Source organism: Glaciecola punicea ACAM 611 (assembly GCF_000252165.1).
Lineage (GTDB): Bacteria > Pseudomonadota > Gammaproteobacteria > Enterobacterales > Alteromonadaceae > Glaciecola > Glaciecola punicea.
In genome coordinates this window covers 149,213-162,580 of sequence record NZ_BAET01000006.1, presented here as the reverse complement: position 1 = coordinate 162,580, position 13,368 = coordinate 149,213, and the positions used below count along the sequence as shown (strand labels likewise).

At 44.4% G+C, this 13,368-nt stretch carries 7 protein-coding genes; 2 read left to right on the top strand and 5 right to left on the bottom strand.

All coding sequences use genetic code 11. From position 1 onward, the window contains the following. Nucleotides 1–9 precede the first annotated feature (9 nt). Nucleotides 10–1,209 carry a tyrosine--tRNA ligase gene (gene tyrS, locus GPUN_RS02350; protein ID WP_006003043.1) on the top strand — a complete coding sequence of 400 codons (1,200 nt, stop codon included), beginning with the start codon at nt 10–12 and terminating at the stop codon, nt 1,207–1,209. On the opposite strand, the gene GPUN_RS02345 is transcribed toward tyrS, so the two are convergent. From GPUN_RS02345 to gltB, 4 genes are all read right to left on the bottom strand, one after another. Beyond that, complete coding sequence (locus tag GPUN_RS02345) at nt 1,196–2,101, bottom strand: helical backbone metal receptor (RefSeq protein ID WP_006003041.1); 906 nt, start codon at nt 2,099–2,101, stop codon at nt 1,196–1,198. The genes tyrS and GPUN_RS02345 overlap by 14 nt on opposite strands. Before the next feature lie 11 nt (nt 2,102–2,112). After that, entirely contained in the window at nt 2,113–2,808 is a 696-nt protein-coding gene (locus GPUN_RS02340; RefSeq protein ID WP_006003038.1) for a 5'-methylthioadenosine/adenosylhomocysteine nucleosidase, read from the bottom strand. A gap of 280 nt (nt 2,809–3,088) precedes the next feature. Further along, nucleotides 3,089–4,504 (bottom strand): FAD-dependent oxidoreductase, encoded by a 1,416-nt coding sequence (locus tag GPUN_RS02335; protein ID WP_006003036.1) that lies wholly within the window; start codon nt 4,502–4,504, stop codon nt 3,089–3,091. A gap of 31 nt (nt 4,505–4,535) precedes the next feature. Further along, a complete protein-coding gene (gene gltB / locus GPUN_RS02330) occupies nt 4,536–8,999 on the bottom strand; it encodes a glutamate synthase large subunit (protein WP_006003033.1) in 4,464 nt (1,487 codons plus the stop codon). Between the two features lie 590 nt (nt 9,000–9,589). On the opposite strand from gltB, the gene arcB reads away from it, so the two are divergent. Beyond that, on the top strand, nt 9,590–11,947 hold the full coding sequence (gene arcB / locus GPUN_RS02325; protein ID WP_006003032.1) for an aerobic respiration two-component sensor histidine kinase ArcB: 2,358 nt from the start codon (nt 9,590–9,592) through the stop codon (nt 11,945–11,947). A gap of 49 nt (nt 11,948–11,996) precedes the next feature. Here the strand turns inward: arcB and mgtE are convergent, their stop codons facing one another. Further along, on the bottom strand, nt 11,997–13,355 hold the full coding sequence (gene mgtE / locus GPUN_RS02320; RefSeq protein WP_006003030.1) for a magnesium transporter: 1,359 nt from the start codon (nt 13,353–13,355) through the stop codon (nt 11,997–11,999). Nucleotides 13,356–13,368 lie beyond the last annotated feature (13 nt).

The window sequence follows — 13,368 nt, the reverse complement described above, 5'->3', positions numbered from 1 at the left end:
GGAAGTAAAATGGCAAGTTGGGAATCGGCATTCGCAGAGATAAAACGTGGTTCAGATGAAATTCTGATAGAAGGCGAACTCATTGAGCGCTTAAAAACGGGTAGGGTACTCAAAATTAAAGCGGGCTTTGACCCAACCGCCCCAGATTTGCACTTGGGTCATACCGTGTTAATTAATAAACTACGCACTTTTCAGCAGTTGGGCCACGAGGTTATTTTCCTTATAGGTGACTTCACCGGGCTTATTGGCGACCCAACGGGTAAAAACGTGACGCGCAAACCTTTAACAGAAGCGCAGGTGCTTGAAAACGCGAAAACCTATCAAGAACAAGTATTTAAAATACTCGACCCCGCTAAAACTACTATCGCATTTAATAGTGAATGGATGAATAAACTTGGTGCTGCTGGCATGATAAAATTAGCCGCTAGCCAAACGGTTGCCAGAATGCTTGAGCGTGATGATTTTAAAAAGCGTTATGCTAATGGACAAGCCATTGCGATCCATGAGTTTCTTTATCCATTGGTGCAAGGTTGGGATTCGGTCGCTCTTAAGGCCGATGTAGAGCTGGGCGGCACTGACCAACGTTTTAACCTGCTGATGGGGCGTGAACTACAAAAATCGCAGGGACAGGCGCAGCAAACCGTATTAATGATGCCGCTGCTGGAGGGCTTAGATGGCGTGCAAAAAATGTCCAAATCACTGCACAACTATATCGGTATAACTGATGCGCCAAACGATATGTTTGGTAAAATTATGTCTATTAGTGATGATTTAATGTGGCGCTATTATGATTTACTGAGTTTTAGGCCTATTGACGATGTTATAGCATTAAAGGCTTCAGTTCAGGCAGGCAAAAACCCGCGCGACGTAAAAGTAGAGCTTGCTCAAGAGATTATTGCGCGTTTTCATAGTGAAGGTGCGGCTGAGGCTGCACTGCAAGATTTTATTCAACGCTTTCAAAAAAATGCTATTCCAGATGACATGCCCGAACTAAGTATAAATTTGCCTGATGAAGGTCTTGCCATTGGCAACTTGTTGAAAAAAGCAAGCTTGGTTGATTCAACGTCAGACGCAATGCGCATGATAAAACAGGGTGCAGTTAAAATAGACGGCCACAAAGTGACCGACACCCGTTTGTTGTTAAGTCACAGGGGTGAGTTTGTTTATCAAGTGGGTAAGCGTAAATTTGCGCGTATTACTTTAGTGTAGGTTCAGCGTAGACTCTTTCGCACAACTGCGTCATCTCAGCAATGGCGCGCGGTGTGAACCTGTGCAGAGCGTCTGGGTTAGCGCGCGTAATAACGTTCGTTAAAACAGCCTTATGCGCGTCCCAAAACTGTGCAAGCTGAAGTTTATTAGCCTTGCTTGCTGCTATTAACATATTGGGTTGGCGACGAATAATATCTGAGAGCTGTAGCTGCGGATAGGCACTAGGGCTATTGGCGTAAACGTTAGTAATGCCGCATAAACCCAGTAAACTGTTTAACCACTTATCGTTGCCAAGACCTACTAAGGGTTGGGTGCTTAAGTAATACACAACGTTTATAGACGCGTTTGTATATTGCACTGCCATCGCGTTTATCGAGTTTGTGAGCTGCTGTATTAACGTCTGCGCCGCTTGCTCTTCAAAGATATACACGCCAATGCCTGCTATATCATCTAATAAGCTCTCAACAGAATCGATGTTTGATTCATAGACAGATATATTAAGCGCTTTTAACTTCTCAATGTCGGCATCTTTGTTTCCACCCCTCCATACTAGCACGTGAGAAGGCTGTAAGCGGACAATCTCGGCAATATTAGCGCCTTGATAACTTGCGACTGATTTCAGGTCAGACGCCGCTGCTGGAAAATCACTGTAGTCACTTACTGCCACTAGATGTTCACCTTTGCCAAGTGCAAACACCATTTCTGTTAGATGAGGGCTTAAGGTAATAATACGCAGTGGTTTGTTTGCTGCCTCAGAATCGATTTGCGCAAATGTGGGCGAAGGCAATAGAATATTTAAGACCAAACAGCACGCTATACTAAACGAGAGTCGCAAGGTGTAGTAGAAAGACTGAATTACAATAGAAAAAATCATCATTTTACTAAACAGCATAAATAAGCTTATTAATGACAGTTTTTAACGATATCTAGCACCAACGTTGCAGAGTTTGTTGCCGCCGTTTCTAAATATTCATCAAACGATACGGTAGATGTCTTCCCGGCAATATCTGACAGGCTTCGAATGACCACAAAAGGGGTCTGCATTAAATGGCACACTTGCGCAATTGCCGCGCCTTCCATTTCAACGGCCGCCATGGTGGGAAAATTAGTTTTGATACTGCCGGCGGCTTCATCACTGCCGACAAAGCTATCGCCGCTGCACACCAGTCCCGTTTTTACCTGTATATTCGGTAGCATTGCTAGTGCGTTTTGTGCCAAGTTAACTAAGTGCAAATCGCTTTCGTAAAACGCTGGCATTCGTGGCACTTGGCCTAAAGCATAGCCAAAATGTGTCACGTCCACGTCATGATATAATAATGATGTGGCAATCACAACGTCGCCAATATTAAGCTTCGGATCAAACCCGCCTGCAGAGCCCGTATTAATGACAGCATCGGGTTCAAAGGCGTGGATCAACAATGCGGCGGCTGCCGCTGACGCCACCTTGCCAATACCACATTGGACCAAATATACTGAGTTGTCGCCTATGCTGCCTGTAAAGACACTTAAATAAGCAACTTGCTGTGTTTTACAGTGATTTATTTGCGCCTTCAATAAAGTAATTTCTTGTTCCATCGCGCCAATAATGACAATTTTCATAACGAAGCCTTTAGTAAATACATCGGGTATTTTCAAAAGGCTTAGTGTAAGGCATTACGTCCTAGGCCGCTACATTGCGTGGAGCATTTAACGGCCTAGCTAGGTATTATGCCCGTTTTTCCCTATTCCGTAGACTAGATCAATAGCCATCACAGGCGTCATGTCGCTTTTATTGCACAATATAAATTTTCCTGTAAGCGTCATAAACAGAAAAAAAGCCCACGCAAGGTGGGCTTAAGTGGGTGACTTTTTTATACCTGTACTGATGCTGCCCAAGTCCCTATACGCCCAAATAATCCAATATTCCTTCCGCGGCGCGGCGTCCTTCATCAATTGCGGTTACCACCAAGTCAGAGCCTCTGACCATATCACCACCGGAGAATATCTTTGGGTTACTGGTTTGAAAAGCAAAGTGTCCCTGAGAAGGGGCTCTTACCCGCCCTATCTCGTCTAGCATAATGCCAAACTCACCGAACCAAGGTGCAGGACTGGGTTGGAAACCAAATGCAATAATGACCGCGTCTGCTTCTAATATGAACGCTGAATTAGGTATTTCTACAGGGCTGCGTCTTCCAGCAGCGTCGGGTGCGCCCATCTCTGTGCGTACCATTCTTACGCCAACTGTGTTGCCTGCTTCATCAATAGCAATACCAACAGGCTTGTGGTTAAATTTAAACACAACGCCTTCTTCGCGCGCATTGACGACTTCGCGGCGCGAACCGGGCATGCTTTGCTCATCGCGACGATAAGCGCAGGTTACCTGCGCCGCTGATTGGCGAATAGAGGTACGAACACAATCCATTGTGGTATCTCCACCGCCAAGTACGACGACTTTTTTGCCTTTCATGTCTATGTAGTCATCAGGGGATTTTTCTAAGCCCATTACGCGATTGGCTGTTGCGACTAAAAAGGGCAGAGCTTTATGTACGCCCGAAGCATCTTCATGCGCGAAACCGCCTTGCATCGCTTTGTAGGTACCCATGCCTAAAAATACTGAATCGTATTCATCTATTAAGGTTTGAAAAGCAATATCTTTACCAATGTCAGTGTTGAGTCTGAATTCAATGCCCATGTCGGTAAATATTTGACGACGAAGGGTAATCACTTCTTTTTCTAACTTAAAAGAGGGGATGCCAAAGGTAAGCAAACCACCTATTTCTTCGTACTTGTCAAACACGACAGGTTTTACGCCGTTGCGGATTAATACGTCGGCGCAGGCTAAACCCGCCGGTCCAGCGCCAATAATGGCCACTTTTTTATCTGTCCACACAACTTGCGACATGTCAGGACGCCAGCCCATTTTAAACGCGGTATCGGTAATATATTTCTCAATACTGCCAATGGTGACTGCGCCAAAATCGTCATTTAAGGTACAGGCGCCCTCACACAGCCGGTCTTGCGGGCAAACTCGCCCGCACACCTCAGGTAGACTGTTAGTTTTATGGGATAGCTCAGCCGCCTCTATTATTTTGCCTTCATTGGCCAAGTCTAACCATTGTGGAATGAAGTTATGCACGGGGCATTTCCATTCGCAGTAAGGGATACCACAGTCTAAGCATCGGTCTGCTTGACCCGCTACCTGCGCAGGCATCATTGGGTGGTAAATCTCCCCAAATTCTTCTTTACGCACAATAATAGGTTTCTTGGGCGCATCGATCCGCCCAACGTCTACAAATTGATATACATTCTTTGCCATGTGCTAATGCTCTCCTAAGGTAATACGCATCTTATTGAGCCTGCACGCGCAGTTCTGCGGTTGAGCGACTGATGTGACCTAATAAATTTTTAACGTCACTGGTTTTTGGTTTCACCAATTGAAATTTCGCTACCTCATCAGCAAAGTTTGTGAGTAAGTTAAATGAATTTACACTGCCGGTGGCGTTATAATGAGAATTAATTAAGCCGCGTAAGTGCTCAGATAAAATTACTTTATCTGAGATAGACAGTACGTCCACCAAGTCGTGGTTAATGCGGCGATCAATATCGCCTAATTCGTCATACAAATACGCAAATCCACCTGTCATACCTGCGCCAAAGTTAAGGCCTATGCTGCCTAAGATAGCCACTATGCCACCGGTCATGTATTCACAGGCGTTGTCGCCCGCGCCTTCAATAACGGCAATAGCGCCAGAGTTTCTAACGGCGAAACGTTCTCCTGCACGTCCCGCTGCATATAATTTACCACCGGTGGCACCGTACAGGCAGGTGTTGCCCATGATAGCGCTACTGTGAATGTCAAAACTTACATTTGGCAAGGGGCGAATTACTAGACGGCCGCCTGCCATGCCTTTGCCTACATAGTCGTTAGCATCGCCTATAAGCGTCATTTCAAGGCCACCTGCGTTCCATACCCCAAAACTTTGTCCAACAGTGCCGGTTAAGGTTATTTTTATCGGCGAGTCAGTCATGCCTAAATTGCCGTAGCGCTGAGCGATAAGCCCGCTTAAGGTAGCACCCACAGAGCGATCGGTATTACGCACTTTGTAGGACAATGATTTGGGTTTTTTAGCCACTACTGCGCCCTCGCAGTCAGTCACTATGCGTTGATTCAACTCACCTTTATCAATGGGATCGTTGGTTACCTCAGAGCAAAACAGCTGAGTATGAGAACCCGCGGATGGTTTTTCAAGCAAAGGCGATAAGTCGAGTTTACTTTGTTTGGCGGTTTGGCCTTCAAGTAACTCTAGCAAATCGGTGCGGCCTACCAAATCTTGAAAATGTCGAACGCCAATACTGGCCATAATTTCTCTGACTTCTTGCGCTATGAAGATAAAGTAGTTCATGACCATTTCGGGCAAACCAATGAAGTAATTTTCACGCAGCCCAGCGTCTTGTGTCGCTACCCCTGTTGCGCAGTTGTTTAAGTGACATAGGCGTAAATATTTACAGCCAAGAGCTACCATGGGCCCAGTGCCAAAGCCAAAACTTTCAGCGCCCAGCATGCCGGCTTTTACCACATCAAGTCCAGTTTTCAGACCGCCGTCGGTCTGCAGACGTACTTTGTGGCGCAAACCATTTTCCACCAGTGCCTGCTGAGTTTCTGCAAGGCCCAACTCAAATGGACTACCGGCATATTTAACCGATGATAATGGACTTGCGCCTGTGCCGCCATCGTAACCAGATATCGTGATTAAATCGGCATACGCTTTAGCTACACCGGTGGCAATGGTGCCTACGCCGGGTTCAGACACCAATTTAACCGATATTAAGGCGCTTGGATTAATTTGTTTTAAATCGAAAATAAGCTGCGCTAAATCTTCAATTGAATAAATATCATGGTGGGGTGGCGGTGATATGAGGGTAACCCCCGGCACGGAATAGCGCAATTCAGCAATATATTCATTGACCTTACCACCGGGTAGCTGACCGCCCTCGCCAGGTTTGGCGCCTTGGGCAACTTTAATCTGAATAACGTTAGCGTTCATCAAATAATGTGGCGTTACCCCAAAACGGCCTGAAGCAACCTGCTTAATCTTAGAGTTTTTCTCGGTATTGAAGCGTTTTGGATCTTCGCCACCCTCGCCAGAATTTGACTGCCCACCTAAGCGATTCATTGCAATGGCTAACGCTTCATGTGCTTCTGGGCTTAACGAGCCCATAGACATTGCTGCAGTATCAAAGCGCGGAAATAATTGTTCGTTTGGCTCTACTTCACTAATATCTATAGCGGTGCCGGCTCTAATACCCAATAAATCGCGTAAATGACTAGGATTGCGATCATTCACTAGGCTAGAAAAAACCTTATAATCTTCATACTTACCGCTCTTCACGGCGGTTTGTAGTGATTTAACAACGTCAGGGTTGTAGGCGTGAAATTCGCCGCCGTGAACATATTTCAACAAGCCACCATGCGACATGCTCTTGCGCGCTAACCATGCAATTCTAGATACGTTAATTAAGTCTTGTTCAAAATCTTCAAATCCTGCACCTTGGATCCGACTTGGCACGCCAAGGAAACACAAATCTACTACCGCTTTGTTAATGCCGATTGCTTCAAAAAGTTTCGAGGAGCGGTAGCTGGCGATGGTACTTATGCCCATTTTAGACATGATTTTATACAAGCCCTTGTTAATCCCTTTACGATAGTTTTTAAGGGCATCTAAAGGTGTCATATCTAAATCATTTTTTTCTACCATTTGTTCTATTGTTTCATAAGCAAGATAGGGATAAATGGCGGTTGCGCCCAAACCAATTAAGACCGCAAAATGGTGTGGATCACGCGCCGATCCTGTTTCTACAACAATATTAGCGTCGCAGCGTAACTGTTCATTTATTAAGCGCCTTTGAACTGCGCCCACCGCCATAGCAGCAGGAATAGGCAAGGTGTCTTTAGCTATTTTGCGATCGGATAAAATTACAAAGGCTGCGTTTCTATTTCTAACGGCGTCCACTACTTCGTCACACAGGCGTCTAATGGCTTTTTCTAGGCCTTCTTCAGTTTTGTAATTAATATTAATTGTTTCGTTGTAATAATATTCTTTGTCAAAGTTGCGTAACTGTTTTAAATCGGTGTAGACCAACACCGGCGATTCAAACAAGACCCTATGTGCATGGCCGCTGGTTTCATTAAATACGTTTTGTTCGCGGCCAATGCAGGTGGCCAACGACATTACGTGATTTTCACGCAGTGAATCGATAGGCGGATTAGTGACTTGCGCAAACTGCTGCCTAAAGTAATCATATAATGTGCGATGTTTCGATGACATAACCGCCATGGGCGTATCGTCGCCCATTGAGCCTGTGGCTTCCTGGCCGTCTTTTGCTAATACTTTTATTACTTGGTTTATTTCTTCATAGCTATAGTTAAAAAGCTTATGCAAGGTCGACATTTCATAGTCATCGTAAGCACGTTTGCCAATTAAACTGGCATCGCAACCTTCAAGGGGTATTAGCTTTGATATATGTGATTCTAGCCATTGGGCATAGGGGTGCTGCGATTTTAACTCGTCATCAATTTCATTTGAACGCCAAATTTTACCCGTCTGGGTGTCAACTGCCAACATTTCGCCGGGGCCTACGCGGCCTTTTTCAATCACATCATGTTCGCTGTAGTCCCAAATACCCACTTCAGAGGCAAGCGTGATAAAGCCATTTTTGGTGATGACGTAGCGTGCCGGGCGTAAGCCGTTTCTATCAAGGTTACAGGCGACATGGCGTCCGTCAGTTAGCACAATACCCGCGGGGCCATCCCAGGGTTCCATGTGCATAGAATTAAACTCATAGAACGCGCGTAAGTCTGGATCCATGGTTTTGTTATTTTGATATGCTGGCGGTACTAATAAACGCATAGCCCTAAATAAATCCATGCCCCCAGCTAAAAATAGCTCTAACATGTTGTCTAGTGAGCTGCTGTCAGAGCCTTTTAAATTGACAAAAGGCGCCGCTTGCATAAGGTCAGGAATAAGCGGGGTGGCAAACTTACTTGTTCTAGCATACGCCCAGTCTCGGTTACCCTTAATAGTATTTATTTCACCGTTGTGCGCAAGGTATCTAAACGGTTGTGCTAGTGGCCATTGCGGTAAGGTATTCGTTGAAAATCGCTGGTGAAATACACATATGGCTGATTTTAGCTCGGTGTTTGCCAAATCTAAGTAGAATCTAGGCAAATCTTTAGGCATAACTAAGCCTTTATAGATGGTTACCGATGTGGATAAACTCGCGACATAAAAATTTCCGTCATCGGCAATTCGCTTTTCTGTGCGTCTGCGCGCCATATATAAACGACGCTCAACATCAGCTACCGACCAGCCACTAGGGGCATTTATGAAAACTTGTTCAATCTGAGGAACGCCTGTTTTGGCTAAATCGCCCAGTACGCTGTGGTTAACGGGTACTAGGCGCCAGCCAAGTACACTTAGCATTTCTTTTTCTAATTCTTCTGTGAGAATTAACCGTGATGTCTGCGCTTTTATCGGATCTTGCGATAAAAAAACCATGCCTACCGAATAGTTTTTATTTAAAGTCCAGCCGTGGTCACTGGCGACTTTTCTAAAAAATGAATCGGGTTTTTGTAATAGTAAACCACAGCCATCGCCTGTTTTACCATCGGCAGCCACACCGCCTCGGTGCTGCATACGAGCAAGGCCTTCAATGGCAGTGGCGACTAATACATGACTAGCCTTACCTTGTGTGTGCGCAATTAAGCCAAATCCACAGTTGTCTTTTGAATCAGACGAATGATACAAACCCATACATTACTCCTTCGCGCGCCGCAATAATTGGCCACGCTGGTTGTGCCCTACTTTTTAATGAAACCCAGTCAACCTAGTAATGGTTCGGACCATCTTTTGAATTTTTTAAGCCGATTTTTTATTGTACTTGTTCGACATCGTTAGCGTTTGAGGATACTGTTGTATACCGAATTTTTATTCATTTCGCTAAGCAGGAGCCTGAACTTACCTATTTACGCGCTATAAATCAATTACCTTGCATCATATTATTAATAATCAATATGTAAACTTAAGCTAAATTGTTGTTTTAAAATAATAAATAATTATTTGGATGATTCTGCACTAAGGTCGTTTTTTGACAAGTAAGGTAAATGAAGTGTAAATTTTAGTTGATTTTGCAACTTTAATTCAACTTAAGGTGAAGAGAAATACATCTTTAGCGCATAAATATGTTTTATAAGCGTAATCTTAAGTAAAGTGAGACGTGCACTAAAAACAGACGTTTAGTTATTCGACTATTCCCCACTTCAATTTCTTGGTAGCATGCCGGCATCCAAAATTAATTTATGCTGTGTCATCACGGCGGTGCCTTGCTAAGGTTTAATAACACTATGTTCTCAAAATTATCGAGCGATTTATGGGCGATCAAAGTATCTCAAATGGTCAAAAATTTGGGAACGGTCAAAGTCAGCGTGTTGTTCGTTTTATTCACACTTTGTTTCACTATCTTAGGCTCATACTTGGTTCGCTTAGTGCTTGGCAGCGAGATCCACACGAACGATTTTTTAAGCGCAATTGTATTGACCCTTGTTGGCGCGCCATGCTTGTTATTATTCTTTGGGAAATTAATTACACAATTAGAGCACTCTCGAATCAATTTAGAAGAAGCAGTTAGTCAGTTAGAACGCTTGCGTCGTCATGACGTTATTTTAAACAGAGAACTCCAAAATAATATTCGCCAGTTGAACTATGAAATTGAGCAGCGCAAAAAAATTCAACTGGAGCGTGAAGCGTTGTTTAGAAAACTGGAACAAGAAATAAAAGAAAAGTCTGAGCAGGAGCTTGAAGCCCGCAGGCTATCGACTCTTACTCGCTCTATCATTGATGCTTCGCCAGACCTTATATACTACCGCAATGAAGAGGGTCGCTTTGAAGGTTGTAACAAAGTAGCTGAAGACTTAACCGGAAAGTCTCAAGAAGAGCTCATGGGGCTTACGCCCCATCAGGTATACGACGTTGACCTTGCTAGACAAGTGGCAGCTTCTGACCAAGAGGTCTTAGAAACCAACGCGCCTATTACCGAAGAGCTATGGCTGAAATTTGCAGATGATCGTCGCCGATATTTTGAAATGCGCAAGGTGCCATTTTTTGATCATAATGGAAAACGTCTGGGTTTACTTGCCTTTGGTCGAGACATGACAGAGCGCAAACAGTCCCAGCTTGCGATTGAACAAGCAAGTAAAGATAAAACAAGGTTTATAGCGACCATTTCACACGAATTGCGTACGCCACTAAATGGCATTGTTGGCCTGTCTCGTATGTTGCGCGACACTAAATTAGACGCTGAACAATTTGAATGGGTAAGTACTATTTACGCAAGTGCCATTACCTTAGGCAACATATTTAACGATATTATAGACCTTGATAAACTTGACCGCGACAAAGTAGAAATGCAATACAAAACAGTTAGTACGGTTAACTTTATTAACGAACTCGCCAGTATCATTAAGTTATTGGCGGCTGATAAGGGCTTAAGCTTCAACTGGGAAATTATTGAGCCGGTGCCTGTTGCGTTTGAAGCAGACGGCACAAGGCTTAGGCAAGTGCTGTGGAACATACTGTACAATGCCGTGAAATTCACTGTGCAGGGCTCGGTATCACTCACGATGTCTGCAAAAATACACTCTGAAAGCCAAGCCGACATTACTTTTACCATTCAAGACACCGGAATTGGCATTGAAAAAAACCAGTTTGAGAAGATATTTGCGATGTATTATCAGGTGCAGCGAGAAGATTTCCAGTCGGCTACTGGCACTGGTATTGGCCTAGCCATTTGTAAGCAAATGGTCGATAAGATGAACGGCAGCATAAAGGTAAACAGCGCGCTCAATGAAGGTACCTGCTTTGAAATTAAGCTGCCCGTTAGCACCATAAATCAAACTCCAGAACTAGAGGAGCTCCGGGTAACTGGTTTACGTATCTTGCTGGTGGAAGATATTGAGTTAAACGTGATGGTCGCAAAAGCTTTGCTAGAAAAACTCGGTCAGCATGTTGCTGTAGCTATGACCGGTCAAGAAGCTATCGATATGGTGAGGCAAACAAGTTATGACCTTATATTGCTCGACATACAGTTGCCAGATATGACCGGGTTTGACGTAGCCCGGATTTTGCTCGAAGAAGACTTAGTGCTAAGAACACCAATTGTGGCCTTAACGGCTAATGTTATTAAAACAAGGCAAGAATATCTGGAAAATGGCATGGACGATATCATTTCTAAACCGGTGAAAAAAAGTAGAATAGTACAGGTGTTTAATGAGCTCTTTGCAGGTGAAGTGCGCAACAACCTGCCTTCACAGAGTAGCCGTCCAAAGATGATTATTGAGCAAGAGTCTCAAAAAGTACTCGATTTAGATCTACTCACTATGCTTATTGAGACTATTGGAGAAGGTTTGATAGAGGCAAGCTTGGCTGTTTTTGAAGACAAAATTCCAGAGTATATGGAAATATTAAATGTATCGTTGGCAGCAGACGATAAAGACGAGGTATGTTCTCAGGCACACAAAATAAAAGGTGCAGCAGGTTCGGTAGGGCTAGACAGAGTGCAAAAAGCAGCGAATATGATCCAGCAAGGTGATCATCCGGCGTGGTGGGAAAATGTGCATGAGTGGGTTGAGCAATTGCAAATGGCTATAAGCAAAGACGTTGTGTATTTGCATGAGTGGTTAAAGCAGCATCAATTTGATGACTAAGCATGGGTGTGCATTTCGCATAGTTTAATAGGGTATTATGTGACTATTTTCACATCAAAAACAAAGTAGCGGTGCCTAAAAAGGCAAATATACCTACTACATCGGTAATAGTAGTGAGGATAACACTGCCGGCTAGCGCGGGGTCTATCTTCATCTTTTTCATGATAATAGGCAGTGTGGCCCCGGCTAAGCCAGCGGCTATCATGTTAATCATCATCGCAAATGCAATTACGCAGCCTAACATGTAGTCTTGTTTCCAAAGGGCAATAACAGAGGCAATTAAAACCGCCCAAATGATGCCATTGAAAAAGCCAATGGCAAGCTCCTTTCTGACTAACCACAGTGCGTTGGCATCAGTAACATGGCCCACCGCCATTCCCCGTATAACAAGCGTTAATGTTTGATTACCCGCAACCCCTCCCATGCTGGGCACAATAGTATTTAATATTGCTAATACCGCCAGTTGGCTTAATGTTTCTTCAAACATGTCACTAACGGCTGCCGCTAACAGCGCAGTAACTAAGTTAACGCCCAACCAGACTGAGCGTCGTTTTGTAGACTGCCCGACTGGTGCAAAGGTATCTTCTTCGTCTTCAAGTCCAGCCATACTCATCATGGAGTGCTCAGCGTCTTCTCGGATAATATCAACCACGTCGTCTATCGTGATCCGTCCTACGAGCTTGCCGTCTTCGTCAACAACTGGAGCCGATAGCCAATCGTAGCGTTCGAACATGCTGGCCACTTCACGTTCTTCCATATTGACCGTTAGTGCTTCAGGCTCATCGTCCATAATATCTTCTACATTTACATCCGGGCTTGATGTTAATAAGCGTGAAAGAGATAGGGTGCCTATTAGAAAATCATGCCTGTTTACTACATATAGGGTGTCAGTGTTTTCAGGCAGCTCAGCTTTTAAGCGCAAGTATCTTATGACCACGTCTACCGTTACTTCACGCCTTAAGGTAATAGTGTCGGTATTCATGATAAAGCCGGCCGTATCTTCACCGTAAGACATTGCTTTTTCGGCGCGCAAGCGGTCTTGTGCATCCATTGTGGCAAGAATATTATTGAGTACATTTTCGGGCAAGGAGCTTAATGTTTCAGCTAAATCATCGGTGTCCATATCTTCTAGCGCATCTACTACCCTGGAAGGGATCATCTTCCCTATGATGCCGTTTCTGACGTCTTCAGACAACTCTTCTAGTACGTCACCGTGAAAGTCAGCGTCAAGCATTTGCCACAAAATATCGCGGGTTTTCGTAGGCGATGACTCAAGCAAAAGGGCAACATCACCTGCCGCAATATCGTGTAAAAGTTTACGAACACGCACAAACGCACCGGCGCTCAACGATTCGGAAATAGATGACAGTGTGGCTTGAGTATTCGATATATCGGTAGTTTCGGGCATGCGCTTCGTGTGT